General features: G+C 72.5%; 22 protein-coding genes. 8 read left to right on the top strand and 14 right to left on the bottom strand.

The window, feature by feature from the left end; all coding sequences use genetic code 11:
- Positions 1 to 78: 78 nt before the first annotated feature.
- A complete protein-coding gene (locus AB0D94_RS25615) occupies positions 79 to 771 on the bottom strand; it encodes a demethylmenaquinone methyltransferase (protein ID WP_362055962.1) in 693 nt (230 codons plus the stop codon).
- Between the two features lie 276 nt (positions 772 to 1,047).
- Between AB0D94_RS25615 and AB0D94_RS25610 the strand changes: the two genes are divergently transcribed.
- Positions 1,048 to 1,965: a DUF3152 domain-containing protein gene (locus tag AB0D94_RS25610; RefSeq protein WP_362055960.1), complete on the top strand. Its 918-nt coding sequence runs from the start codon at positions 1,048 to 1,050 to the stop codon at positions 1,963 to 1,965.
- A gap of 53 nt (positions 1,966 to 2,018) precedes the next feature.
- Positions 2,019 to 2,339, top strand: a complete 321-nt coding sequence (locus AB0D94_RS25605) for a helix-turn-helix transcriptional regulator (protein WP_362055958.1) — start codon at positions 2,019 to 2,021, stop codon at positions 2,337 to 2,339.
- Here AB0D94_RS25605 and AB0D94_RS25600 read toward each other — a convergent pair.
- From AB0D94_RS25600 to AB0D94_RS25585, 4 genes are all read right to left on the bottom strand, one after another.
- A complete protein-coding gene (locus AB0D94_RS25600) occupies positions 2,305 to 2,949 on the bottom strand; it encodes a hypothetical protein (RefSeq protein WP_362055956.1) in 645 nt (214 codons plus the stop codon). The two genes, AB0D94_RS25605 and AB0D94_RS25600, sit on opposite strands and share 35 nt — an antisense overlap.
- 7 nt (positions 2,950 to 2,956) lie before the next feature.
- A complete protein-coding gene (gene mqnC, locus AB0D94_RS25595; RefSeq protein ID WP_362055954.1) occupies positions 2,957 to 4,156 on the bottom strand; it encodes a cyclic dehypoxanthinyl futalosine synthase in 1,200 nt (399 codons plus the stop codon).
- A gap of 74 nt (positions 4,157 to 4,230) precedes the next feature.
- Entirely contained in the window at positions 4,231 to 6,024 is a 1,794-nt protein-coding gene (locus tag AB0D94_RS25590; RefSeq protein WP_362055951.1) for a protein kinase, read from the bottom strand.
- A gap of 181 nt (positions 6,025 to 6,205) precedes the next feature.
- On the bottom strand, positions 6,206 to 7,069 hold the full coding sequence (locus AB0D94_RS25585; protein ID WP_362055949.1) for a menaquinone biosynthesis protein: 864 nt from the start codon (positions 7,067 to 7,069) through the stop codon (positions 6,206 to 6,208).
- A 261-nt stretch (positions 7,070 to 7,330) separates the two neighbouring features.
- On the opposite strand from AB0D94_RS25585, the gene AB0D94_RS25580 reads away from it, so the two are divergent.
- Positions 7,331 to 7,534 (top strand): cold-shock protein, encoded by a 204-nt coding sequence (locus AB0D94_RS25580; protein ID WP_003984261.1) that lies wholly within the window; start codon positions 7,331 to 7,333, stop codon positions 7,532 to 7,534.
- A 186-nt stretch (positions 7,535 to 7,720) separates the two neighbouring features.
- Here AB0D94_RS25580 and AB0D94_RS25575 read toward each other — a convergent pair whose 3' ends face one another.
- On the bottom strand, positions 7,721 to 9,469 hold the full coding sequence (locus tag AB0D94_RS25575) for a hypothetical protein (RefSeq protein WP_362055946.1): 1,749 nt from the start codon (positions 9,467 to 9,469) through the stop codon (positions 7,721 to 7,723).
- Between the two features lie 307 nt (positions 9,470 to 9,776).
- Here AB0D94_RS25575 and AB0D94_RS25570 point away from each other — a divergent pair, with 307 nt between their 5' ends.
- Positions 9,777 to 10,394 carry a GNAT family protein gene (locus AB0D94_RS25570; RefSeq protein ID WP_362055944.1) on the top strand — a complete coding sequence of 206 codons (618 nt, stop codon included), beginning with the start codon at positions 9,777 to 9,779 and terminating at the stop codon, positions 10,392 to 10,394.
- 91 nt (positions 10,395 to 10,485) lie between these two features.
- The gene (locus AB0D94_RS25565) at positions 10,486 to 10,887 is read left to right on the top strand and encodes a hypothetical protein (RefSeq protein WP_362055942.1); all 402 of its coding nucleotides are present in this window, start codon (positions 10,486 to 10,488) and stop codon (positions 10,885 to 10,887) included.
- Positions 10,888 to 10,911: 24 nt separating this feature from the next.
- Here the strand turns inward: AB0D94_RS25565 and AB0D94_RS25560 are convergent, their stop codons facing one another.
- From AB0D94_RS25560 to AB0D94_RS25540, 5 genes are all read right to left on the bottom strand, one after another.
- The gene (locus AB0D94_RS25560; RefSeq protein ID WP_362055940.1) at positions 10,912 to 11,277 is read right to left on the bottom strand and encodes a hypothetical protein; all 366 of its coding nucleotides are present in this window, start codon (positions 11,275 to 11,277) and stop codon (positions 10,912 to 10,914) included.
- A 254-nt stretch (positions 11,278 to 11,531) separates the two neighbouring features.
- The gene (locus AB0D94_RS25555) at positions 11,532 to 12,812 is read right to left on the bottom strand and encodes a transglycosylase family protein (protein ID WP_362055938.1); all 1,281 of its coding nucleotides are present in this window, start codon (positions 12,810 to 12,812) and stop codon (positions 11,532 to 11,534) included.
- 96 nt (positions 12,813 to 12,908) lie between these two features.
- On the bottom strand, positions 12,909 to 14,357 hold the full coding sequence (locus tag AB0D94_RS25550; protein ID WP_362055936.1) for a hypothetical protein: 1,449 nt from the start codon (positions 14,355 to 14,357) through the stop codon (positions 12,909 to 12,911).
- Positions 14,358 to 14,694: 337 nt separating this feature from the next.
- Positions 14,695 to 14,982: a hypothetical protein gene (locus AB0D94_RS25545; protein WP_362055934.1), complete on the bottom strand. Its 288-nt coding sequence runs from the start codon at positions 14,980 to 14,982 to the stop codon at positions 14,695 to 14,697.
- A gap of 5 nt (positions 14,983 to 14,987) precedes the next feature.
- Entirely contained in the window at positions 14,988 to 15,140 is a 153-nt protein-coding gene (locus tag AB0D94_RS25540) for a hypothetical protein (protein ID WP_362055932.1), read from the bottom strand.
- A 294-nt stretch (positions 15,141 to 15,434) separates the two neighbouring features.
- On the opposite strand from AB0D94_RS25540, the gene AB0D94_RS25535 reads away from it, so the two are divergent.
- Entirely contained in the window at positions 15,435 to 16,421 is a 987-nt protein-coding gene (locus tag AB0D94_RS25535) for a helix-turn-helix transcriptional regulator (protein WP_362055930.1), read from the top strand.
- 41 nt (positions 16,422 to 16,462) lie between these two features.
- Here the strand turns inward: AB0D94_RS25535 and AB0D94_RS25530 are convergent, their stop codons facing one another.
- Entirely contained in the window at positions 16,463 to 18,214 is a 1,752-nt protein-coding gene (locus tag AB0D94_RS25530) for an AMP-dependent synthetase/ligase (protein ID WP_362055928.1), read from the bottom strand.
- A gap of 117 nt (positions 18,215 to 18,331) precedes the next feature.
- On the opposite strand from AB0D94_RS25530, the gene AB0D94_RS25525 reads away from it, so the two are divergent.
- Both AB0D94_RS25525 and AB0D94_RS25520 read left to right on the top strand, forming a co-directional pair.
- The gene (locus tag AB0D94_RS25525; RefSeq protein ID WP_362055926.1) at positions 18,332 to 19,342 is read left to right on the top strand and encodes an AraC family transcriptional regulator; all 1,011 of its coding nucleotides are present in this window, start codon (positions 18,332 to 18,334) and stop codon (positions 19,340 to 19,342) included.
- 382 nt (positions 19,343 to 19,724) lie between these two features.
- Positions 19,725 to 20,873, top strand: a complete 1,149-nt coding sequence (locus AB0D94_RS25520) for a lipase family protein (protein WP_362055924.1) — start codon at positions 19,725 to 19,727, stop codon at positions 20,871 to 20,873.
- 65 nt (positions 20,874 to 20,938) lie between these two features.
- On the opposite strand, the gene AB0D94_RS25515 is transcribed toward AB0D94_RS25520, so the two are convergent.
- Both AB0D94_RS25515 and AB0D94_RS25510 read right to left on the bottom strand, forming a co-directional pair.
- Positions 20,939 to 22,540: an alpha/beta hydrolase gene (locus AB0D94_RS25515; protein WP_362055922.1), complete on the bottom strand. Its 1,602-nt coding sequence runs from the start codon at positions 22,538 to 22,540 to the stop codon at positions 20,939 to 20,941.
- A gap of 129 nt (positions 22,541 to 22,669) precedes the next feature.
- Positions 22,670 to 24,508, bottom strand: a complete 1,839-nt coding sequence (locus AB0D94_RS25510) for a long-chain fatty acid--CoA ligase (RefSeq protein ID WP_362056002.1) — start codon at positions 24,506 to 24,508, stop codon at positions 22,670 to 22,672.
- Between the last annotated feature and the right edge of the window lie 13 nt (positions 24,509 to 24,521).

Raw genomic sequence — 24,521 nt, 5'->3', positions numbered from 1 at the left:
GCGCAGCGTCCCAGGCCCCGGCATCGGGGACGGGATCTGGCACGGGGACGGGGTCCGGGACGGTGTCGGGCACGGCGGTCAGGCCTTGGTGCCCCGGTGCAGCGCGACGATGCCGCCGCTCAGGTTGCGCCAGGCGACCTTGGACCAGCCGGCCTTCGCCAGCAGTCCGGCGAGCGCGGGCTGGTCGGGCCACTCGCGGATGGACTCGGCGAGGTAGACGTACGCGTCGGGGTTGGAGGAGACCGCGCGGGCCACGGGCGGCAGGGCCCGCATCAGGTACTCCGTGTACACGGTGCGGAACGGCGCCCAGGTGGGCTGCGAGAACTCGCAGATGACGACCTGGCCGCCGGGCTTCGTCACCCGGTACAGCTCGCGCAGGGCGGCGTCGGTGTCCTGGACGTTGCGCAGCCCGAAGGAGATCGTCACGGTGTCGAAGACCTCGTCCTTGAACGGCAGCTTCGTCGCGTCGCCGGCGGTCAGCGGCAGCCACGGGTTGCGCTTCTTGCCCTCGCGGAGCATCCCGAGGGAGAAGTCGCAGGGCACGACGTACGCGCCGGTCGCGGCGAAGGGCAGCGAGGAGGTCGCGGTCCCGGCGGCCAGGTCGAGGACCTGCTGGCCGGGGCGGGCGGCGACCGCCTTGGCGACCTCCTTGCGCCAGAGCCGGGCCTGGCCGAGGGAGAGGACGTCGTTGGTGAGGTCGTAGTTCGCCGCCACCCCGTCGAACATGGAGGCGACTTCGTGCGGCTGCTTGTCCAGGGAAGCGCGGGTCACTGGCGTTGGCCCCTCGGGTTGCGGTGCGGATCGTCGGGTACGTCCCCATCCTCTCAGGCCGGACCCCCGCGCCCGCCGGGGGCTCCACCCCGCCGGTCCGCGGGCCCGCACGGCCCCGGATACGGCACGGGGCCACCGCACAACTGGCCCGAAGGACAGTTACGCGCGCCCGGTGGAACCACGTTGACTGGCGGGCGTGCGGCCCGGTGAGGGTCACCCGCCGGGTCCCGCAGGCTCATGGTCCGGCTGCGGCCGCCACGAACAGAGGGCTTCACGATGCCGGCAGGCCATACCACCGGTCGCTCCCGCCTCAGTCCGCGCGCCAGACGCCGGGCGCAGCGGCGCAGGCGGCTGCGGCGGACGATCCTGGGCTCGGCGGCGCTGCTCGCGGTCTCCGCGACCGGCTACGCCCTGGTGCCTTCGCAGGAGACCGCCGCCGTCGCGGGCGGCCGTCCGGGTGCCCCGGCGGAGCCACAGGACGGCAAGGACGCGCCGGACGGCGGCGCGGACGCGGCCCCGCAGGGCGGCAAGCGGTCCCCCGAGCCGGCCCGATCCTCCACCGCCCCCTCCGCGCGCCCGTCGGCCCCGGCCCCGGCCTCGTCCTCGCCCGCCGCCCCCGGTTCCTCCGCGCCCGCCGGGCCGGGCACCTTCACGGCCTCCGGCGCCTCCGGCCAGCCGCAGGGCAAGGGGACCGCGCGGCGCTGGCGGATCGAGGTCGAGGAGGGCAGCGGGGTCGACCCGGACAGCGCCGCGCGGGAGGTGGAGAAGATCCTGGGCGATCCGCGCGGCTGGACCAGGGACCCGGACTACGGGTTCCAGCTCGTCGGGGCCGGACAGCCGGTGGACTTCACCGTCAAGATCGCGACGCCCACGACCACCGACCGGCTCTGCGAGGTGGTCACCCCCGAGCTCATCGGCGAGACCAACTGCCGGGCCGGACACACGGTCGTGGTGAACCTCAAGCGCTGGAAGGAAGGATCGCCGCAGTTCAGCGGCAGCGTGGAGGAGTACCGGGCGCTGATCGTCAACCACGAGGTCGGCCACGAACTGGGCCGCGAGCACGAGACCTGCCCGGGCCCCGGCAAGCCCGCGCCCGCGATGATGCAGCAGATCAAGGGACTGCTCGGCTGCAAGTCCAACGCCTGGCCGTTCGACGGGAACGGAACCTATCTGTCGGGCCCGCGCGTCCCTTAGACAGGGAGAGCCGGGCCGCCAGTGGCCCGGCAGGGGGCGAGGAGTGGTACACCGTGCGCGTCGTCAGCTTCAGCGTCCCGGCGTGGTTCCCGCCCGACGGGGAGCCGGCCCGGCCGCAGGCTCCGCGCACGGCCCAGCTCACCGAGCAGGAGTCGGCCGTCTTCCTGTGCCTGGCCACCGGCGCCTCGAACGCGGAACTCGCCGACGAGCTCCAACTGTCCGTCAGCACGGTCAAGTTCCACGTGGTCAACATCCGGGCCAAGCTGGGCGGGATCAGCCGTCTGCAGGCCTGCCTGCTGGCGGCCCTCGCCCGGGAGTCCGCGGCCGGAGCGGCGCCCCTCAGCGACGGCGGTGGAGCAGCCGGCCCCCGATGACGGTGGCCACGCAGGTGGTCGCGCCCTGCTCCAGCAGCTCCGCCTCGTCCGCCACCGCGAAGACCGCGAAACGGGCCGGCACGCCCGGCTCCAGGACCCCGTGGAAGGCCTGCCCGGCGGTCTCCCGCCCGGCGAACGGGTCCAGCGAGGGCAGCCCCTCGTAGGGGACGGGCGGCAGGACCGTGAGGCCCGAGCGGGTCACCGCCGTCCGCACCGCCGCCACCGTGAAGCGGCCGGTGAGCGCCACCACCCCGCGGGCGAGCAGCTTCTGCGTGCCGCGCCGGGCGCTGTTGCCCCAGCGCGACTCGGTCATCTTCAGCGCGTCCAGCTCGGCCTCCCCGCTGATCGGGTCGGCGCCGAGCTCGGTGACCTCGTAGGGGTCGTCCGGGTAGTACGTCCGCTCCAGCAGCGCGTCCGCCCCCCGCACGAGCAGTCCCGGGGTGAGGACCCCGGGCCAGCGGCGGGCCCGGGCGTGCGGGTAGGCCGCGCCGAGGGACTCGTAGGGCCCCACGCGGGCGATCCGGTCGCCCTCGACGAGCACCGCACCGCCGGGCAGCGGTGCGGACCCCGGCCCGGGGACGAGGAGTTCGGCGGTGTGAAGCGTCAGCACGGCAGGGTCAGTTCGTGGAGATGAGCTTCAGTTCGGGGTGCGCGGTGCCGCCTTCGATGGCGGTGGAGGAGATGTGCGAGACCACGCGGTCGTCGGCCGGGTCGTCCGCCGGGTCCTCGTGGACCAGCAGGTGCTCGTACGTCGTCGCGCGCTGCGCCGGGACCCGGCCCGCCTTGCGGATCAGGTCGATGATCTCCTGACGGTTGGAGCGGTGCTTGGCACCGGCCGAGGAGACCACGTTCTCCTCCAGCATGATCGAACCCAGGTCGTCCGCACCGAAGTGCAGCGAGAGCTGGCCCGCTTCCTTGCCCACCGTCAGCCAGGAACCCTGGATGTGCGCGATGTTGTCCAGGAACAGCCGCGCCACCGCGATCATCCGCAGGTACTCGAAGATCGTCGCCTGCGTACGGCCCTTGAGGTGGTTGTTCTCCGGCTGGTACGTGTACGGGATGAACGCGCGGAAGCCGCCCGTACGGTCCTGGGTGTCCCGGATCATCGCGATGTGCTCGATGCGCTCCGCGTTCGTCTCACCGGTGCCCATCAGCATCGTGGACGTGGACTCCACGCCCAGCTCGTGGGCGATCTCCATGATCTCCAGCCAGCGCTCGCCGGACTCCTTGAGCGGGGCGATCGCCTTCCGCGGCCGCTCCGGCAGCAGTTCGGCGCCCGCGCCCGCGAACGAGTCCAGACCCGCCGCGTGGATCCGGCGGATGGCCTCCTCGGCCGAGACGCCCGAGATCTTCGCCATGTGCTCGACCTCGGACGCGCCCAGGGAGTGGATCACCAGCTGCGGGAAGGCCTTCTTGATCGCGGAGAAGTGGTGCTCGTAGTACTCCACCCCGTAGTCCGGGTGGTGCCCGCCCTGGAACATGATCTGCGTGCCGCCCAGCTCAACGGTCTCCGCGCAGCGGCGCAGGATGTCGTCGAGGTCCCGGGACCAGCCCTTCTTCGTGTCCTTCGGAGCCGCGTAGAACGCGCAGAACTTGCACGCCGTCACACACACGTTGGTGTAGTTGATGTTCCGCTCGATGATGTACGTCGCGATGTGCTCCGTACCCGCGTAGCGGCGCCGGCGCACCGCGTCGGCCGCCTGGCCGAGCGCGTGCAACGGCGCATGACGGTAGAGGTCGAGCGCCTCTTCCTTGGTGATCCGGCCCCCAGCGGCGGCGCGGTCGAGGACAGACTGGAGATCGGCCTGGTCGGTCACCGGTGCGTCACCTTTCGGCGGTGTGTCAAGAGGTCCGGACCGATCCAGCCTACGCCAGGGCCCGGCGGAAGACTTCAGGGGCTGCGGGTCAGATCGCCCTCGGGGTTCCCTGCCGGGCCGTCACCCGACTTGTAGTGCAGGGTCCCGTTCTCGTTGAGGGTGAACCGCTCGTCCGCGGAGCCGTTGGAGCAGATGCCGGGGGCCGGGTTGGGGCCGCCCGCGGTGTCCAGGACGAGCGAACGGTCGGTGGCCGAGGTGAGCTTCCAGTCGCCGCTGCAGTCGGTGCCCAGGACGGGCAGGACCGACTTGTCCCGGGCGACGACCTCGCCGACCTTGCCACCCTTGATGGTGATCTCGAACTCGCTGGAGACCCCCATCCGGGCGGTGGTGACCGTGCCCTTCCAGGTGCCGGTGAGCTCCTTGGGGACGTCCTGCCGGGTCCCCTTCGGGGCATCGCCGCTCGCGCTGCCGCTCGGGGCGCCGCTCGGGGTGGCGGACGGCGGTGTCGCCCCGGGCGCCGGAGCCGAAGTGGAGGGCCGCGCACCGCTGTCGGCCAGGTCCCGCCCCTCCTCCCCCGTCCCGGGCAGCAGGCCCAACCCGTACAGCCCGCCGGACAGCACCGCCAGCACGGCCGCCGACGCGAGGACGAGGGTGCAGCTGAACCTCCGCCCGGCGGCGGTCAGGCTGACCCTGCGTCCGTCGGCCGGAGGCCGCTGCCCGGGCACGCGCCCGTCGGCCGTCTCCGTGGGCACGCCGGGCGGGCCGGCCGGCGTGCCGTACGGCCCCGCCGGCGCGGACGGCGCGCCGCCCGCGCCGGAGGGCGGCCCGTACGGCCCGTAGGTGCCGTAGCTGCCGCCACCCGTCCCGAACGAGGGGTCCGGGGCCCCGAACCCCGGTACGGCCGCTCCCTCACCGGGGGCGGCCCGGCCCCCGTACGAGGGAGTGGTGAAGGGCACCGGGCCCGAAGGGCTCTCCGCGGCCACCGCGTCCAGGTCGAGCAGGGCCACCGCGGCCCGGCTGGCCTCCTCCACCAGGGCCGCGGGCAGCCATCCCGGGGTGAGCAGGGCCCCGTCGAGGGCCGCCGCGACCGCCTCCGGGGCGGGCCGGTCCGCGGCCGACTTGGCCAGGCAGGCCTCGATCAGCGCGCGCAGCGGACCGGCCGGGACGGCGTCGAGCTCGGGCGGTTCGTGGACCACCTTGTAGAGGAGGGTCGCCGAGTTGTCCCCGGTGAACGGCGGCCGCCCGGTCGCCGCGAAGGCGAGCACCGCGCCGAGCGAGAACACGTCGGCGGCCCCGGTGATCCCCTTGCCGAGGATCTGCTCGGGCGACATGTAGCCCGGCGAGCCCACCGAGACCCCGGTGGAGGTGAGCGAGGCGGTGCCGTCCGTGGCCCGCGCGATGCCGAAGTCGATCAGGCGGGGCCCGTCCAGGGTGAGCATCACGTTCGACGGCTTCACGTCCCGGTGTACGAGGCCCAGCCCGTGCACCGCCACCAGGGCCCGGGCCAGCCCCGCGCCGATGGCCCGTACGGAGACCTCGGGCAGCGGCCCGTGCCCGGCCAGCGCCCGGTCGAGGGAGGGGCCCGCCACGTAACCGGTGGCCACCCACGGCACCGGAGCCTCGGGATCCGCGTCCAGCACGGGCGCGGTCCACTCCCCGCCGACCCGCCGGGCGGCCTCCACCTCGCGGCGGAACCGGGCCCGGAACTCCTCGTCGGCGGCGAAGTGCGGGTGCACGACCTTGACGGCGACGGTCCGGCCGCCCTCGCTGCGCCCCAGGTAGACCCGGCCCATACCGCCCGCGCCGAGCCGGCCGAGCAGCCGGTACGCGCCGATGGTCCTCGGTTCGCCCGCTTCGAGCGGCTGCATCGTGTCCCCCATCCCCGGGATACCGGGCCCCGTGCGGCCCGGCCAAGCAGCACCTTAGGGGGTGGCGGGAGGGATCAGTGGTGGATCATGGACGGACGTCATTCCATTCCGCATTCCCGCCAGGCGAACGGAATACGAAAAGGAAGGGAATTGCCAGGAAAGGGCATATCCCTCAAAGCAGTCAGCGTTCCGGAACGGCCACGGGCAGGAGCTCCACCGCGACGTCCGCCGCGTATCCCGTCGTGGCTCCCGTACGGCGTGCGAATTCCCTTACGCCGGCCAGCTGATCGGGACCGAAGCGGAAGTCGAGCGTCGTGAAGTACCGCTCCAGCAGCTCGGCGTCGAATGCCTCCCAGCGGGCCGCCTGCTCGGCCACCTTGGCGACCTCTTCGAGGGAGAGGTCACGGGAGGCGAGGAAGGCCTCGTGGACCTTCTGCACGACGACCGGCTCGCGGGCGAGGTAGTCCTTGCGGGCGGCCCAGACGGCGAAGACGAACGGCAGCCCGGTCCACTCCTTCCACATCTGCCCGAGGTCGTGCACGGCCAGGCCCAGGCGCGGGGCGTCGTGCAGGGCGGCCCGCAGCGCGGCGTCGCCGATCAGCACGGCCGCGTCGGCCTCCTGCATCATCACCCCCAGGTCAGGGGGGCAGGTGTAGTAGTCGGGCCGGACCCCGTACTGCTCGGAGAGCAGCAGCTGGGCGAGGCGTACGGAGGTACGGGACGTCGAACCGAGGGCGACGCGGGCGCCGTCGAGCCGGTCCAGGGGGACCTGCGAGACGATCACGCAGGACATCACCGGGCCGTCGCAGCCGACCGCGAGGTCGGGGAAGGCGACGAGCTGGTCGGCGTTGCGGAGGAACTCGACGAGGGTGATCGGGGCGATGTCGAGCTCGCCCTCGACCAGGCGCTCGCTGAGCTTCTCGGGGGTGTCCTTGGTCAGCTCCAGGTCCAGCAGCGTGCCGGTTCTGGCGAGCCCCCAGTAGAGGGGCAGGCAGTTCAGGAACTGGATGTGGCCGACGCGGGGCCGGCTGCGATAGACGTCCACATCGCGAGACTAGCCCTCGGATCTCCGTACGCCTTCCAGCGGGTCTCACGTCAGCGTTCCGGCGTGGCTCAAACGTCCGGGTGACGTGATCTTTCCCTCTGGTCTCGTCCGCAGGGTGCGTGCTAGGCTCGTCCGCAAGTTGCAGTTTGGTTTCCCTTGCAGTACGAGGCCTGCGGAGAATGTGACCCGCAGGCTTTTGTAGTTTTCAGACTTCTTAGCAGGTTCTGGAGCAGGGCGACCCTTTGGCCCATAGGAGGGCTCATGGCTACCGGAACCGTGAAGTGGTTCAACGCTGAAAAGGGCTTCGGCTTCATCGCCCAGGACGGCGGCGGCCCGGATGTCTTCGTCCACTACTCCGCGATCAACGCCTCTGGTTTCCGCTCCCTTGAGGAGAACCAGCAGGTGAACTTCGACGTCACGCAGGGTCCGAAGGGCCCCCAGGCGGAGAACGTCACCCCGGTCTAACCGCCTGGGCCAACTCTCGCGGTTGGATATGCAGTACCCAAGGAGCCCTGTCACCTTCTGCGCAAGCAGAGCGGCAGGGCTCCTGCCTTTTCCCTCCCGGGTGGGGGGACGGTACGACGAAGCCGCCCCCGGCACCGTTTCCACGGCGCCGGGGGCGGCTTGCTGCGTCGTCGTCCCGCGGACGGGCTACTTCGCCGGGTCCGTGGCGGGGGCCTTGGCGGGGTCCTTCGCCGGGTCCGTCGCGGGGTCCGTCGCAGGGGCCGTGATCTTGAGTTCCAGGATCAGGGTCACGTTCTGCGGGGTGGTCAGACGCAGGAAGTACGTACCCGGGGCCACGTCCTTGGTGAGGAGCTCCGGCACGGCGATCTTGCCGTCGGCGCCGGTCTCGGGCAGCTTCAGGGTGAAGAGCTTCTTGCCGGCCTCGCCCTGGAAGTACGGGCCCTTCGCGGTCGCCGGGTCCACCGGGACCCACTTGCCGGCCGCGTCCTTCTCGACCAGGCCCGCGGTGGTCTCCGTACCGGCGACGGGCTTGCCCTCGGCCGTGGCCAGGACCTCGATGCCCTGGAAGCTCTTGCCGGCGGCCGCCTCCAGCGGCTTCGTGCCGTCGGTACGGACCAGCAGGTCCGCGAAGGGCAGGGGCTTCGGGGTGACCGTGCCGGCGAACTTCACCGTACGCACGCCCACGCGGCCGTAGGCCGAGGCCCGCAGGGTGAAGGTGCCGGCCTTGGTGCCCGCCGTGAGACCGGGCGCGGCCGCGACGCCGTCGGCGTCCGTCTTGACCACCACCGAGTCCTCGGACTTGGCGAAGGCGGTGCCGCCGGTGGTGTCCTCCTCGACCGCGAAGACGACCTCCTGGCCGGCGGCGGGCTTGCCGTCGCTGAGCAGCGCCCTGACCTTGGCCTCCCGCGCGAAGGCCGACCCGGCCTCCGCCGTGAGCCCGGGACTTCCGAGCAGCTCCAGCGCGGCCAGGTGCGGGGCGGGCTTCTCCGGCTCGGTCGGCGGGGTGGTCGGGGGTGTGGTGGGCGGGGTGGTCGGGGGCGTCGTCGGCGGGGTGGTGGGCGCCGTCGGCTTGACCGGCTGCGTCGGCGTGACCGGGGGCCGCGTGGTGACCGGCGGCTGCGGCGTCGGCAGGGTGCCCGGCGGCGGGGTCGGGTAGTTCCCGACGGGCGGGTTCGGCACCTCGGCGGCGCCGCCCTCCTGGTACTGCCGCATGTAGCCGAGCACCGTGTTCACGTACTCGCGCGAGTTGTTGTAGCTGAGGATCGCCGCGTCCAGCCTGGCCGGGTTGCTGAGGTCCTTGTCGCCCGCGCACAGGTAGAGGCCCGCGCCCAGCGCCGCGTCGTAGATGTTGTTGGCGTCGCGCTTGCCGTCCCCGTTGCCGTCGGCCTTCCAGGTGGCCCAGGTGGAGGGGATGAACTGCATCGGGCCGAACGCCCGGTCGTACTCGGTGTCCGCGTCCCACTCGCCCTTGTCCGTGTCCAGGATCTTGGCGAAGCCGTTGCCGTCGAGGCGCGGGCCGCGGATGGGCCTCTCGGTGGAGCCGTCGGCCTTGAGCCCGTAGCCCGAGGCGTGCACCGACTCGACCCGGCCGATGCCGGCGAGCAGCTGCCAGGGCAGCTTGCAGCCGGGGAGCGCGGCCGCCACCGACAGCTCGGCGCGGCGGTAGGCGTCGAGGGCGGTCCCGGGTATCCCGCTGGCCCCCTCGGTCGTGGGTGTCGTGGGAGGCACCTGCGGGTCGGCGACCTCCGCGGGCAGGTCCAGCCGGGCGTCTCCGCGGTCGGTGGCCTGCGGACTGTCCGGGGTGGGCCCGGACTCGCCCGCGTCCGCGGTCGACGGACTGGTCACCACCGCGGCCGTGGTCAGGCTGGCCGCGAGGGCAGCCGTGCACAGGACTTTGCGCGAGGTGCTGACGAGGTGACGGTGAAGCGGCTTCACAGTGCGGCGATCCCCCCAAGGCGGCCATCGACGTCGACAGCCGGACGAGCCGTGAATATCCCCTGTCTATCAGGTATTCGGATACGACTCGCCGTCCCCCCGGGAGATGTGACGCACCATTCGTCTCGGCTTCACCGGGTCCTCACGACCTGACGGACGGAGACCTTCCGCGCATGCCCGAATCACCCCAAAGTCCGCCGCTTTCTTCCTGCTTCACTCCTTCACGCCGCCGCCGGGCGGCCCGCACGCACGCACGTACGCCGAATCTCACAGGACGGCGCACCGGTCGGCCGGACACAATGCGGCCATGCCCGATCATGATCGAACCCCTCCGGCGACCGACTTCCTCACCAAGCCCACCCTCAACGGCGAACTGGTCCTGCTCCGGCCGATCACGGTGAAGGACGTGCCCGCGCTGATGCCGATGTTCCGGGACGCCGAAGCCATGCGGCTGACCGGCGACCACGACTACGCCGAGCCCGACGAGGCGGAGATACGGGCCTGGTACGCCACCCGGCACGACCAGGACGGCCGGCTGGACCTGGCGGTGGTCGACCGGGCCACGGGGGCGGTCATCGGCGAGGTTGTCCTCAACGAGTGGGACAGCGGCAACGAGAGCTGCAGCTTCCGCATCTGCCTCGTACCCGGCACCTCCGGACGCGGCCTGGGAACGGAAGCGACGAGACTGATCGTCGGCTACGGCTTCGAACAGCTGGGCCTGCACCGCATCTCGCTGGAGGTCTACGCCTTCAACCCCCGCGCCCGCCACGTCTACACGAAGGTCGGCTTCGTACCCGAGGGCGTGCTGCGTGACGCGCTGCTGTGGGAGGGCGAGCGGGTGGACGCCCTGACGATGTCCATCCTCGCGCCGGAATGGTCCCACCACCGCGGCCACCCGACGGGGGGCGGGGCGGCGGGGGCGTGACGGGCCGGGAGCCGAGGCGGCGCCGGTCGCCGGACCTGCACGGGCTGCCGGGGCGGCATCGGCTGCCGGACCGGCTGCTAATTTCGGCGCCATGAGAGCACTGGTGTACGACACGGCTTTCCGCGGACGAGCACGGCGCAGGCAGACCTGGGGCTTCGGCCTGCTCGCCTTCTCCGCCGGGATCTGGCTGTGGATCGCTTCCCAGCTGCTGCTCCCCTTCACGGGATCGGGCCGCCACGACGACCTGGACTGCGAATCCCGCGTCTTCTACACCGCCCACGATGACAGGGACCGCCCCTACGACGACTACGCCGACGCCGAGGGCACCCGCTGCTCCGCCGAGCGCGACTGGGCCGGACTCCTCGCCCTGCTGCTGCTCTCCCTGCCGACGGCCGTGGTCGGCACGATCCTCTACACCTCGGGCAGCACCGCCCACCGCCTCAGCGAACACGCGGCCGAGGTGAACCGCCTGACGGAATTCCCGCAGGGCTGAGGGGGGTCGATTCAGCCGGTCGATTCAGCCCGACTGCGCCTTGATGTAGTCGATCACTTCGCCGAACTCCCTCGTCGGCGAGAAGTCCATGTACTCACAGTCCTCAAGCGCTTCCGGAACGTGACCCGGGGGCCAGTAGAACGCCTCGCCGGCCTCGTAGACCTCGTCCCCGTGCTTCGTCCGCATCTTCAGCCGGCCCTTGAAGAGGTACCCCCAATGGGGGCACTGGCACATGTCGTCGGGCAGCCCCTTGACCGCGGGCGCCATGTCCGTGCCCTTGGGAAACCGCACGAACGCGACGGTCATGTCTCCCCCGACCTCCTTCATGCGCAGCTCCACGCCATTGCCTTCGATCGCGACAGGAGCACCGTCGCGCGTCGTCGCCACCATGACTCCTCCGCATCCGGTCCTCCGAGAACCCGGGGACCTGGGGATACTCACCACCTCCAGCCTGTCCCCGAAACCACCGCCCCGCGACCGGGGCGGGGCGGGGCGGGGCGGTGGCTTCGGAGGCCTGTGCCACGACCCACCACCACCGCCCGCCGCCCCCGACTGAGTCGGGGGCGGCGGGCGGCGGGTAGCAGGCAGCAGGCAGCAGGCGGAACAGACGAGAGGAGCCGGAGCTGGAGCAGGAGCGAGCCCGCTCAGTTGCGCGTCACCAGCATCTGGGCGTCGCCGTTGGGCATGCCCGCCAGGGCCACCTTCTGGGAGCCCTGGCCCGTGTTGCCCCAGCCCTGCCAGGAACCGCTCGCGAAGCGGGCGTTGTGGAGGGTGGCGCCGCCCTGGGCCGTGGCGAGGATCTGGGTGTCGCCGTTGGGCATTCCGGTGATCGCGACGCTGCTCGGGGAGGTGATGCCCTCGACGGCGCCCCAGCCCTGCCAGGAACCGCTCGCGAAGCGGATGTTGTGGTAGGCCTTGCCGTCGTTGCCGACCGCCAGGAGCTGGCTGTCGCCGTTCGGCAGGCCGGCGATGGCGATGCTGCCCGCCTGGAACGTGGTGGCGGTGCCCGTACCCGCGACGGCGTTCCAGCCCTGCCAGGCACCGGCGACGGTACGGAGGTTGTGGTAGAGGTTGCCGTCGTTTCCGACGATCAGCACCTGCATGTCACCGTTCGGGAGGGCGGCGGCGGCGATCCGCTGGGCGCCCCAGTTGCCGATCGGGCTCCAGCCCTGCCAGGAGCCGTTCTGGAAGCGGGCGTTGTGGTAGATCTTGCCGTCGTTGCCGATCGCCATGATCTGGGCGTCGCCGTTGGGCATGCCCGCGATGGCCTCGCCCTTCGCGCCGAAGTGGGACGCGCCGTCGTAGCCGGACAGGGCCTCCCAGCCCGTCCACGAGCCGTTCGAGAAGCGGGCCTGGTGGTACAGGTTGCCGTCGTTGCCGGCGCCGAGCACCTGGGCCGAGCCGTCCGGCGTGGCGGTGATGGCTTCCTGTGATCCGTTGAAGAACGGTGCGCCGTCGAAGCCGCCGACCGGCTTGAAGCCCGTCCACGTACCGCTGACCTGGCGGATCGAGTGGTAGAAGTCCCCGGCCTGGCTGACGGGGGTGGTGTCGGCGGGGTACGGGTCCGCGTGGTCCGCGGCCAGGTTGGCCTTGATGGCGCAGCCGCCCCAGGCTCCGGCGCCCTGTCCGGCGAGGATCTTCTCGGCGACGAGGATCTGCTGCTTCTTGGTGGCCTGGTGGGGGTAGGCCGCGTACTGCTTGCCCCCGAAGGCGTCCCAGGTGCTCTTGAGTATCTGGAGGCCGCCGTAGTAGCCGTTACCGGTGTTGATGCTCCAGTTGTTGGTGCTCTCGCACTGCGCCACCTTGTCCCAGGTGGCGACGGAAGCGGCCTGGGCCGAGCCGACGGAGAGGGCGGAGAGGCTGAGGGTGACGGCAGCGGTGGCGATGGCGGCGGCGAGACGCGGGCGGCGCGGGGTGCGGGACATCGGAGGTCTCTTCTCTGGATCTCTGGACACGGGGGAGGGCGGCGGCGTACGGGGCCGGCCCGCCTGAGCGGCGGGCCGGCCCGGGGGCGCTGAGGGCTAGTTGCGGGTGGCGAGCATCTGCGTCTCGCCGTTGGTCAGACCCGCGATGGCGACCTTCTGGGCGCCCATGCCCGTGTTCCACCAGCCCTGCCACTGGCCGTTGGAGTAGCGGGCCGAGTGGTACGCCTTGCCGTCGTTGCCGACCGCAAGCATCTGGGTGTCGCCGTTCGGCATGCCGGTGATGGCGATGCTGCTCGCCGCGAAGCTCGCGGCCCCGCCGAAGCCGGCCACCTTGCCCCAGCCCTGCCAGTGGCCGGCGACGGTGCGGATGTTGTGGTGGACGGTCCCGTCGGCGGTGGTGGCCAGGAACTGGGCGTCCCCGTTCGGCATTCCCGCGACCGAGATGTTGCTCGCCTGGAGGGTCGCGTCCGTGCCGATGCCGGACACCGCGTTCCAGGCCTGCCATTCACCGTGCACGGAACGGATGCTGTGGTAGACGTTGCCGTCGTTGCCGACGATGAGCACCTGCATGCTGCCGTCGGGCATCGGAGCGGCCGCGATCTTCTTGGCGGACCAGGTGCCGACCGGGGCCCAGCCCTGCCAGGAACCGTTCTGGAAGCGGGCGTTGTGGTAGATCTTGCTGTCGTTGCCGATCGCCATGACCTGGGCGTCGCCGTTGGGCATGCCGGCCATCGTCTGGCCCTTGGCCCCGAACTGCGCCGCGCCGTCGTAGCCGGGCAGCGCCCCCCAGCCGGTCCACGAGCCGTCCGGGTAGCGGGCCGTGTGGTAGAGGTTGCCGTCGTTGCCCGTGGCGAGCGTCTGGGTCGAGCCGTCCGGCGTGGCGGCGATGGACTCCTGCGAGGCGTTGAAGTAGGTCGCACCGCCGAAGCCGTTCAGCGGCTGGAAGCCCTCCCAGTTGCCGTCGGGCAGACGGGTGGCGTGGAAGATGTCGCCGGCCTTGCTGACCTGCGGCGCGGGGGTCTCGCTCAGACCGGCCGGGCCGATGAAGGCGAGGGCGCGGCCGGCGCCGACCGGGGAGGAGTTGGTGCGCCAGTTGAACCAGCCGCGGAAGCGCACGCCGCCGCTCTCGTTTCCGCCGACGGTCTGGATCTGGTCACCGGAGACGGCGACCACGATGTTGACGTGGTTGGCCTCGCCGTCGTTCAGGTTGCCGTCGTTGTCGTAGAGGACCGCGTCACCGACCTGCGGGGTGCTGTGGAGCGTTCCCTTGTTCTTGCCGTACTCGTAGAGGCTGACGGCTCTGGCGTCGATGCCGGAGACGTTCGCGCCGGCCTTGTTCCAGACCCAGCGGGTGAACTCGGCGCACCAGGCGCTCGGGTGCTGGCAGTTGTAGTCGCCGCAGGTGTTGCCGACCTGAGCTCGGGCGATGGACGCCACGGCCTGGGATTCGGCGTTCGCCAGCCCGGCGGGCAGGACGGCCATCAGGGGTGCGGCGACGAAGGCGGCGAGGGCGATGGACAGGGTGCGGGTACGGCGTGCGGACATGATGCTCTCCAGAGGCATGGTGGCCCTGGGCATCAGGGCCGAGACGGTGTGGCGGGAAGGTGTTGCGAAGCTGGGATCCGCCCGTTGGCAGGTGGGCGGGGAAAGGCGGGCGGCGCGGTGGCCGTGCCCGGCGGTGTGACGGCTCTACGGCGGGTCACTCCGTGATGGACAGCTGCCCTGCAGGAGCAGCGGTCGGCGACGGGTGAGCGGCGGGCCGGTCGAACGGGTGGAGCGGGTACGGCTGTTGGTGCGGGTACGACTGCCGGTGCAGGTCGTGCAGGTCTTGTAGGTGGTGCGAGTGGCTCAGGTGTGGTGGAGGGAAGCGTCGGGCCGTGTTTCACCGTGGCCCTCCCCTCACCGCGGGGGCGAGGCAGTACCCACGGGCGGCGCCCGATCCGAGTGCGGCCGCGAGCAGGCTGCGGGCCTTGGTCCTGGCGGCGGCGAGGTCGTCGGCCCGGACGAAGAGGGCGACGTTCATGCCGTGCTCGACGGGGCGGACCCTGATGTGTTCCAGAGCGTGCTGCGGGCCGGCGTGGGCCCATACGGCGTCCTGGAGCAGGGCGGCTTCGTTCTCCGTGCCCGCTAAGCCGGTGTCACTGGCCAGGGGCAGGTGGACGAGGAGCATCCAGATCAGTCCCAGCCGATGCCGTTGGCCACGACCGAGCCCTTGGCGCTGACCGAGGCGGGAGCCGCGTCCCAGCCGATGCCGGTTCCGGCGGCGAGGGCGCCGCCCAGGAGGGCGGAGGCGATGGCGGTGGTGATGCGGCGAGTGGTTCTGGACATGGCTGTGCCCCCGAAGTGACGACGTGGATTTTGGATCCGGTCGGGCTGCAGGCCGGGCCCTGGGGCCTGGCCGGGGGTTTTTCGTTTCCCCCGCCGTTCCGGTGTGATCACCATCTTGGTCGGGCCGGTAAGGCCTCGGAAGGGGTTCGGTCCGGCACCAAGCGGCCTGGCACCTTGGTGCCACCTCGCCGCGTTTTCCGCTCCGCGAGACCCATTGATTGCGGCGTCTGCGCAGGTCCTGCGATGATCACGTGCAGAACAAGAGTGTTCGCTTGTCAGTCGGGGGGCTGGGACATGCTGGCAGTACTGGGTTTGGGCACCGCATCGGAAGCCGTCTACCGCGCGATGCTCGCGGACCCGCTCGGCGGGGTCGGCGACCTCTGCGAGCGGCTGGGGATGCCCGAGGCTGCCGTACGGGCGGCTCTGGACGAGCTCGCCGACCTCGAACTCCTGCGCGCCTCACGGGACATACCCGGTGCGCTGCGCCCGGTCAGTCCGGAGGTGGGGCTGGAGCTGATCCTGCGCCGCCAGGAGGAGGACCTGCTGCGCCGCCAGCAGGAGCTCGCCCGCAGCAAGGCGGCCGCGGCGCGGGCCGTGGCCGAGTACGCGGACCTGCGGCCGAACGTGCAGGCCGACACCACGGAACGCCTCGTCGGGCTCGACGCGATCCAGAGCAAGCTCGAAGTGCTCGGGAAGGCGGTCACGCGCGAGTGCCTGGCCGTGATGCCGGGCGGCGCGCAGTCGCAGGCGAGCCTGGACGCCTCGCGCCCCCTGGACGAGGACGCGATGAGCCGCGGCGTGTCGCTCCTTACCCTCTACCAGGACAGCGTGCGCAACGACCCCGCCACGCTCGCCTACGCCCGTTGGATGACGCAGGAGGGCGGGCTGGTCCGCACCCACCCGACGCTGCCTCCCCGGCTGCTCGTCTTCGACCGCGAGGTGGCCGTCGTACCCGTCGACCCGGCGAACACCCGCCTCGGCGCCCTGTGCACCCGCGAGCCGGGCATCGTCGCCTCGCTGACCGCGCTGTTCGAGCAGACCTGGCACTCCGCGGTGCCCCTGGGCGCCGACCGGCCCCAGGACGAGGTGACCGGGCTGGCCCCCGGTGAGAAGGAGCTGCTCAAGCTCCTCGCCTCCGGCATGACGGACGAGGGCGCGGCCAAACGGCTGGGCATCTCCCTGCGCACCGTACGGCGCCAGATGGCGGCCCTGATGGAGCGCCTGGACGCCTCCAGCCGTTTCGAGGCGGGACTGAAGGCGGCCCAGCGGGGCTGGCTCTGAGGGGTGTCGTTGCGGCCCGGCGAACCTTTCCGGTCACAGCGCTAGCCGCCCAGGGGCTCGTCCCCGTACAGCTCCGCGATCTGGGCCGCGTACCGCTGCGCCACCGCTCTGCGGCGGAGCTTCAGCGTCGGGGTGAGGGTGCCCGCGTCCACCGAGAGGTCCTCCGGCAGGACGTGGAAGGCCCGGATGCGGGCGGGGCGGGAGACCGTGGCGTTGGCTTCCGCCACAGCGGCCCCGACCAATGCCTGGACGGCCGGGTGGGCGGACGGGACGGGTCCGAGGTCGAGGCCCTCCCGGGCGGCCCAGGCGGTGATCTCCTCCGCTTCCAGGGTGATCAGGGCGACCGGGTGCGGGCGGCGGTCGCCGATCAGGACCGCGCGGGAGACGTAGCGGGAGCGCTGTACGGCGAATTCGACCTCGGTCGGGGTGAGGTTCTTCCCCGCGGAGGTGATGATCAGCTCCTTCTTCCGGCCGGTGATGCGCAGGTAGCCCTCGGCGTCCAGTTCCCCGAGGTCTCCGGTGTGCAGCCAGCCCTGCGCGTCCACGGCCTCCCCGGTGGCCGTCTCGTTCGCGTGGTAGCCGGGGAACACCATCGGGCCCCGGGCCAGGACCTCGCCGTCCGCCGCGATCCGTACCTCGCAGCCCGCGATCGGGCGGCCGACCGTGCCGTGGCGAACCGCCCCGGGGTGGTTGAGGGAGATGACCCCGCCCGACTCCGTCATCCCGTACCCCTCGAACACCGGGATCCCGCAGGCCCGCAGGAAGTCCAGGGTCGCCGGGGCGATCGGGGCGCCGCCGGTGAGCGCCCACTTCAGCCGGCCGCCGAAGGCGTTCCGGACGAGTGAGTAGAGCGAGGTCTCCGCGGCCTCGTACGCCGCCCGCGACTCCTCCGGCAGCCTGCCCCCGGCCGCCAGTACGCCGAGCCGCACGGCCTCCTCGAAGCGGCCGCGGCCGCCCTCCTGGGCCTCCGCCAGCGAGAGGACCACCGAGTGCAGCTTCTCGAACAGCCTAGGCACGGAAGGGAGATGGGTGGGACGCACCTCAGCCAGCTCCGACAGCACGTCCTCGATCCGGCCGCCGAAGTAGCAGAGCTCCCCGCCCTCCAGCAGGGTGGTGAACTGGATCAGCTGGGCCAGCAGGTGCGCGAGCGGCAGGTAGAGGTAGGTGCGGTCCCCCGGGCCGCCCCTGATCAGCGGGAGGGTCGCGTCCTGGATCGCGCCGAGGTTGCCGTGGGTGAGGCGGCAGCCCTTGGGCAGGCCCGTGGTGCCGGAGGTGTAGACGATGGACGCGTCCGCGCCGGGGGCGACGGCCGCCGCCCGGGCCAGGAGCGCCGATTCCGGGGCGAGTTCGCCTGCCGGCAGTACGGGCAGCTCGTCCATCAGTACGGCCGCCCGCAGCGCCGGCAGTTTCGCCCGCAGCGCCTCGACCCGGGCCCGCTGCCGTTCGTCGTCGCACACCACGAGCACCGCCTCGGAGTCCGACAGGACCCAGGCGAGCTCCTCCTCCCCCGCCGTCGGGTACACGGGGACGAGGACCGCGCCCGCGGCCAGGACCGCGAAGTGGGTGCGGGTCCATTGCGGACGGGTCTCGGCCAGTACGGCCACCCGCTCCCCCGCCGCGACCCCCAGCCCGAGCAGCGCCCGCCCGGCGGCCCGTACCTCCGCGCCCAGTTCGGCGTAGGTGCGGGTCTGCCATCCGCCGTCCGCCGCCCGGAACCTGAGCGCCGGCTGCGGCCCGTACCGCTCCTCGGTCCACTGGGTGAACACCGCCAGCGTGCTCGGCCGACCGTCCATCGCATGCCTCCCCGGGATTGGTGACCCTCGACGCTAAGCACTCGCGGCGGCCCGTCGGCATGACCGGAAGCGTCACCACCGCTGACCTCAGCGCTCAATGGGGCTACCGTCGGACCCATGGGGAGGCGGACGATCACCGTGCACCACGTGCGCGCCGTGCTCGCGGGGGCCCGCGGCAGCGGCATCGACACCGTGCCGCTGCTCCAGGAGGCGCAGATCCCGCCGCTGCTGCTGGGCGACGACCGGGCGCGGATCACGCCCGCGCAGTTCGCCCGCCTGTTCCGGGCGCTGTACCGGACCACGCAGGACGAGTTCCTCGCCCTGAGCGCCGTCCCGAGCCGCCCGGGCACCTTCGCGATGATGTGTTACGCGTCCCTCGGCTGCCCGGACCTCGGCGCGGCCACACAGCGGGCGGCCGCCTTCTACGGGCTCTTCCCGGGCGGGCCGGAGCTCGCGCTGGACGTGGAGGGCGGCGAGGCCCGGTTCACGGTGGCCAACGACTTCGCCCGGGACGAGGAGCGCTTCCTGACCGAGTGCGTGCTGGCCATCTGGCACCGGCTGAGCAGCTGGCTGATCGGGCGGCGCATCCCACTCGCGTACGCCTCCTTCAGCTATCCCCCGCCCCCGCACGAGGAGGAGTACGAGATCCTCTTCGACTGCCCGGTCCGCTTCGGGGCGGGCCGTACGGCCGCCGCCTTCGACGCGCACTGGCTGAACGCCCCGCTCGTACGGGACGAGCCCGCGCTCGACGCGATGCTGCGCCGGGCCCCCTTCGACCTGCTGTCGCGGCCGGAGTACGGGACCACGGTCGCGGAGCAGGTGCGCCGGACCCTGACCCAGCAGTTGCGCGGCTCGCCGCGGCTGCCCGCGCTCGGGGAGGTGGCGGCGCGGCTCGCGGTGTCCCCGGCGACGCTGCGGCGCCGGCTTCAGCAGGAGGGGACCTCCTTCCAGCAGCTCAAGGACCATGTCCGGCGGGACGCGGCTATCGCGGGGCTGGCGGAGAGCGGTGAGCCGATCGCGGAGCTCGCGGCCCGGCTCGGCTTCTCGGAGGACACCGCCTTCCACCGGGCGTTCCGCCGCTGGACGGGTACGACCCCGGGCGCGTACCGGGTCGCCTCCGGCGGTTAGGTCCTGTCCGGGCGATCTTCGTGGATCAGCCCGCGTCGTCTTGTGCGGTGCATCGCAAGGCGGAGGAGCGCAGCTCGTACTCGGCCGTACTCGCGCGGTCCGACAACGCGGCGAGGTGCCGTGCCAGGCGGCGCGGGCCCGCGAAGATCGCCCGGACAGGGCCCAGCGGGTCCCCGTCTGCGGCGCCGCCGCGCGGGCGCCCCGGTCTCTGCGAGCGGGCCTCCTGGGGCTCCGCCCCGGACCCCGCGCCTCAGACGCCGGCGGGGCCGGGTGGTGCCCGCGGCCAGGAAAGGTGAGCTGCACGGTCAGCGACCTTCCTACCGGTCGGTCACTACGGTCACCTCACCCACCCCCACACGGACCGTCTTCGGGAGAGCCGCCCATGCGAATCCGCAGCACCGCCCTCGCCGCCGTGGCCGCCCTGGCCTTCTCGGCCTGGATCCCCGCCACCGCCCGGGCCGAGGAGACCGCCGCCCGCCCCGGTGACGTCGTCAGCAGCGCCCCCTCCGCCTTCCACCCCCTGCCGGGCCAGCCCACCCGCACCAAGGCCTGGAAGATCCACTACCGCTCCACCACCGCCGACGGCGCCCCGAACCTCGTCTCCGGCACCGTGATCGTCCCGCAGGACGGCCGCACCGGTCCGCGCCCGCTCATCACCTACGCCGTGGGCACCGTCGGCATGGGCGACTCCTGCGCGCCGAGCAACAACTTCCCGTACGGGACCGGCCTGGAGGCCAACCTCATCCAGCAACTCACCCTGCGCGGCTGGGCCGTGGTCGTCACCGACTACGAGGGCCTCGGCACCCCCGGCGTCCACACCTACACGGTGGGCCCCTCCGCCGGACACGCCGTCCTCGACGCGGCGCGCGCCGCCCAGCGCCTGCCGGAGGCCGGGCTGTCGGCGACCGGCCCGGTCGGCATCATGGGCTACTCCCAGGGCGGCCAGGCCAGCAGCTGGGCCGCCGAGCTGCAGGGCTCGTACGCCCCGGAGCTCCAGGTGAAGGGGACGGCGACCGGCGGGGTCCCGGCCGACCTGATGAAGGTGGCCGACTTCAACAACGGCTCCTTCGGCTCCGGGCTCATCTTCATGGCGGCGGCCGGGCAGGACGCGGCCTTCCCGGAGCTGAACCTGAACTCCTACCTCAACCCGGCGGGCAAGCTGCTCGTCGCCGGGATGAAGGAGAACTGCGTGGCGATCGACGCGATCGCCGGCTCCTTCAAGCGGATCTCCGACCTGACGACCAGGAACCCGCTCGCCCAGCCGGACTGGCAGGCCCGGCTGAACCAGAGCAGGCTCGGGCGGACCGCCCCGGCCGCGCCGGTGTACCAGTACCACGCGCTCGCCGACGAGCTGATCCCCTACGGGGTCGGCCGGCAGCTGCGCTCCGAGTGGTGCGCGAAGGGCGCCGACGTCGAGTTCGACACCATCTGGCTCGGTGAGCACGTCAGCGGGGTGATCACCCACTCGCTGGAGGTCGGCAACTGGCTGGCCGACCGCTTCGCCGGGCGTCCCACCAGCGCCAACTGCTGAACGCGGCGCCCGCGGCCGGCCCCCGCTGACCCGGCCCGCAGCCCGCAGCCCGCAGCCCCGCCGGGTCAGTCCCCGGCGGGGCAGGAGCGCGTCCCGGACGGCAGCCGCCCGTCGATCAGGAAGTGGTCCACGTAGCCCCGTACGCAGGCCGAGGACACGTACCCGGTGTGGCCGTCGCCCTTGTGGTCCACGACCACCGCCGAGCCCAGCCGCGCGGCCGTCTCCTCGGTCCACTCGTACGGGGTCGCCGGGTCGCCGCGGGTGCCGACCAGCAGCATGGGCGGGGCGCCCGGGTGGTCGATCTTCCGGATGAAGTCGGTGCCGGCGGGGCGCCCGTAGCAGGAGAGCACGGTCATCAGCTGGAGCGGCCCGAAGATCCTGGAGACCCTGAGGAACTCCTCCTGGAGGCCCATCACTTCCTTCGCTACGGCCGCCGGCGTGGCCTTGTCGTTCGACCGGTCCGGGTCGTCGGCGCAGTTCACCGCGGCGAGCGCGGCGTCGCCGTTGTCGGCGGGCACGGGCGCCGACGCCTGATCCTGCTGGTCCCCCTCGTCCTGCTCGTCGGGCGGGTCCGTCGGGCCGCCGAGCTGGAGCAGCCCGACCGGGTCGCGGGAGCGCTCGGCCGTCTTCAGCGCGTCGGCGAGCGCGGGCCACGTGTGCGGGGAGTACAGGGCCGCGGCGATGGAGCCGGCCGCGTCCTGCCCGGTGACGTACGAGCCGTCGTGGCCGACCAGCGGCGCCTCGTCGAGCCGCGCCACCAGGGCTTCGACCTTCTCCTTGGCGGTGCGGGTGTTGGTCCCGTAGACACAGCCCGGCTGGTGGGCGCACCAGGCCAGGAAGTTGTCGAGGGCCCGCTGCTGGCCGCGTGCCGAGGCGAGGGCCTGCTCGGCCAGTGGTTCGGCGAGGGTGTCGACGCCGTCGAGGACCATCCGGCCGGTCTTCCCGGGGAACTGCGCGGCGTACACGGCGCCGAGCCGGGTCCCGTAGGAGAAGCCGAGGAAGTTGAGCTTCTCGTCACCGAGGACCTGGCGCATCACGTCCATGTCGCGGGAGACGTTGACGGTGCCGATGTACGGGAGGACCGGGCCGGAGGCCAGTTCGCAGCGCCTGACCACGGCGCGCAGGGCGGCCAGCTGCTCCGCGGCGGAGCCGACCGCCTCCTCCTCGACCTGCTGGGAGCCGCCGCAGGAGACGGGCTCGCTGTGGCCGACGCCGCGGGGGTCGAAGGCGACGAGGTCGTAGCGCTCGCCGAGGTCGGCCAGCAGCTCGGGGTCGGCGGCGAGGCCGGCGATGCCCGGGCCGCCGGGGCCTCCGTAGTTCAGCAGGAGCGAGCCGATCCGCTTCTTCCGGTCGGTGGCCGGTATCCGGGCCAGGGCCACATCGACCGTGCCCTTGGCGGGGGCGGCGTAGTCCAGCGGCACCTCGACGGTCGCGCACCGCATCCCGGCGGGCACCCGCTTCTCGGGGCAGTCGCCCCAGCGCAGGCGCTGCCCGTGGAACCGTTCCAGCGGGTCGCCGCCGGTGGGGGCGGCGGCCTGGCCGGGCTGCGCCGGCGCGGCCCCGAGCGGGGCCAGGACGAGGACACAGGCCGCGGCGACGGCCTGCGCACCTGACCGGACGCGCGACCGGGAACGGAGACGCAGACGATGGGAGCGGGAACGGTGCACTGCACCCTCCTCGGGTGGCCCCCCGGACCGGTCAGCCCACCATAAACGCGCTCCCGCGGCCCCGCCCGCCCAGAGCGGCGGCCCGACGGCGGAGCCCGGCCCTTGATCCGCCGGGTCACGGGACACCCCCTACGGGCGCCGGCGCGGGCCCCGGTACAGCTCGTCGATCTGCGCCCTGTGGTCGCGGGCGATCGCGGCCCGCTTGAGCTTCATGGACGGGGTCAGGTGGCCGCCCGCCTCGGTGAATTCCGTCGGCAGGACGGCGAAGGCGCGGATCGACTCGGGCCGGGACACCAGCTGGTTCGCGTCGTCGACGGCCTTCTGGAGCTCGGCCCGCAGCTCCTCGTCCCGCACCAGCTGCCTGAGGGACAGGGACTCCTTCTTGTGCATGCGGCGCCAGTGCGCCAGCCCCTCCGGTTCCAGGGTGATCAGGGCCGCGACGTACGGCCGGTTCTCGCCGACGACCATGCACTGCCCGACCAGCGGATGGGCCCGCAGCCAGTCCTCCAGCGGCGCGGGGGCCACGTTCTTGCCGCCGGAGGTGATGATCATGTCCTTCTTGCGGCCGGTGATGGTGAGGTACCCGTCGGCGTCGAGCTGTCCGATGTCGCCGGTCGCCAGCCAGGTCCCGGGCACCACCGCCTGCGCGGTGTTCCAGTACCCGGCGAACACGTGCCGCCCGCCCAGCAGCACCTCGCCGTCGTCGGCGATCCGTACGGCAGTGCCCGGCAGCGGCCATCCCACCGTCCCCAGCCGGGGCCGCTGAGGCGGGGTCACGGTGCTGGCCCCGGTCGTCTCGGTCAGGCCGTAGCCCTCGAAGACCTCGATGCCCGCGCCGGTGTAGAAGGCGGCGAGGCGGTGTCCCAGCGGGGAGCCGCCGCTGAGGACGTAGCGCACGCGTCCGCCGAGCGCGGCCCGGATCCGCCGGTAGACCAGCGGGTCGTACAGGGCCCGCGCCGCACGCAGGACCAGCCCCGGCCTCTTGCCCTCCACCACCTGGGCGAAGCGGCGCGCGATGCGGGCGGCCCGGTCGAAGGAGGAGGCGCGGCCCATGTTCTCGGCGGTCGCCCGGGCGGTGTTGTAGACCTTCTCCAGGACGTACGGGATCGCCAGCAGGAAGGTCGGCCGGAAGCCGGCGAGGTCCTCCAGGAGGTCTTCCGTACGGATGCTGGGCGCGTGCCCGAGCTTGACGCGGGCGCGCAGGCAGCCGACGGCGACCATCCGTCCGAAGATGTGGCTGAGCGGCAGGAACAGCAGCGTGGAGGCCGGGTCCTTGCTGACGGACTTGAAGACGGGGTGGAGCAGCTCCACCGCGTTGTCCACCTCGGCGAAGAAGTTGGCGTGCGTGATCACGCACCCCTTGGGCTGCCCGGTGGTGCCGGGGGTGTAGACGAGGGTCGCCACGGATTCCGGTGTGCGGGCGGCCCGCCGCGCGTGCACCAGCGCGTCGGGGATGCGCTCCCCCGCCTTGACCAGGCGGGCCACCGCGCCGGTGTCGAATTCCCACAGGTGGGCCAGCCAGGGCAGGTTGGCCCGCTCGGCGCTGATGATGCGCGCCTGGGCGGTGTCCTCGACGGCGCAGGCCACGGCGCCGGAGTCGTGGATGATCCAGCGCGCCTGGTGGGCGGAGGAGGTCGGGTAGATGGGTACGGTGACCAGCCCGGCGGCCCATCCGGCGAAGTCGAGCAGGGTCCACTCGTAGGTGGTGCGGGCCATGATGGCGAGCCGGTCCCCTTCGCGCAGCCCTTCGGCGATCAGCCCCTTGGCCACGGCGAGCACCTCGGCGGCGAACCGGGCGGCGGTCACGTCCCGCCAGACGCCGTCCCGGTCCTTGCGCGCCAGCACCGCCTCGCCGGGGGCCTCGCGGGCGTTGTCGAAGGGGATGTCCCCGAGCGAGCCCTGGGTAGGGGCCGTCGCCAGCTCGGGGACCCACACCTCGCGCACCACCCCGTCGACGAGGGTCTTCACGGGTTCGACGGGT

It is taken from the genome of Streptomyces sp. NPDC048255 (genome assembly GCF_040652415.1).
Lineage (GTDB): Bacteria > Actinomycetota > Actinomycetes > Streptomycetales > Streptomycetaceae > Streptomyces.
Note: the sequence above shows the minus strand (reverse complement) of the source record. Positions and strands in the feature narration are given on the sequence as shown.

Coding starts and splice junctions, on each gene's coding strand:
- AB0D94_RS25560 (WP_362055940.1), bottom strand. CDS start 11,277: ATGGTGGCGACGACGCGCGACGGTGCTCCTGTCGCGATCGAAGGCAAT.
- AB0D94_RS25580 (WP_003984261.1), top strand. CDS start 7,331: ATGGCTACCGGAACCGTGAAGTGGTTCAACGCTGAAAAGGGCTTCGGC.
- AB0D94_RS25570 (WP_362055944.1), top strand. CDS start 9,777: ATGCCCGATCATGATCGAACCCCTCCGGCGACCGACTTCCTCACCAAG.
- AB0D94_RS25550 (WP_362055936.1), bottom strand. CDS start 14,357: ATGTCCGCACGCCGTACCCGCACCCTGTCCATCGCCCTCGCCGCCTTC.
- AB0D94_RS25555 (WP_362055938.1), bottom strand. CDS start 12,812: ATGTCCCGCACCCCGCGCCGCCCGCGTCTCGCCGCCGCCATCGCCACC.
- AB0D94_RS25540 (WP_362055932.1), bottom strand. CDS start 15,140: ATGTCCAGAACCACTCGCCGCATCACCACCGCCATCGCCTCCGCCCTC.
- AB0D94_RS25590 (WP_362055951.1), bottom strand. CDS start 6,024: ATGCAGCCGCTCGAAGCGGGCGAACCGAGGACCATCGGCGCGTACCGG.
- AB0D94_RS25530 (WP_362055928.1), bottom strand. CDS start 18,214: ATGGACGGTCGGCCGAGCACGCTGGCGGTGTTCACCCAGTGGACCGAG.
- AB0D94_RS25520 (WP_362055924.1), top strand. CDS start 19,725: ATGCGAATCCGCAGCACCGCCCTCGCCGCCGTGGCCGCCCTGGCCTTC.
- AB0D94_RS25545 (WP_362055934.1), bottom strand. CDS start 14,982: ATGCTCCTCGTCCACCTGCCCCTGGCCAGTGACACCGGCTTAGCGGGC.
- AB0D94_RS25610 (WP_362055960.1), top strand. CDS start 1,048: ATGCCGGCAGGCCATACCACCGGTCGCTCCCGCCTCAGTCCGCGCGCC.
- AB0D94_RS25565 (WP_362055942.1), top strand. CDS start 10,486: ATGAGAGCACTGGTGTACGACACGGCTTTCCGCGGACGAGCACGGCGC.
- AB0D94_RS25535 (WP_362055930.1), top strand. CDS start 15,435: ATGCTGGCAGTACTGGGTTTGGGCACCGCATCGGAAGCCGTCTACCGC.
- AB0D94_RS25525 (WP_362055926.1), top strand. CDS start 18,332: ATGGGGAGGCGGACGATCACCGTGCACCACGTGCGCGCCGTGCTCGCG.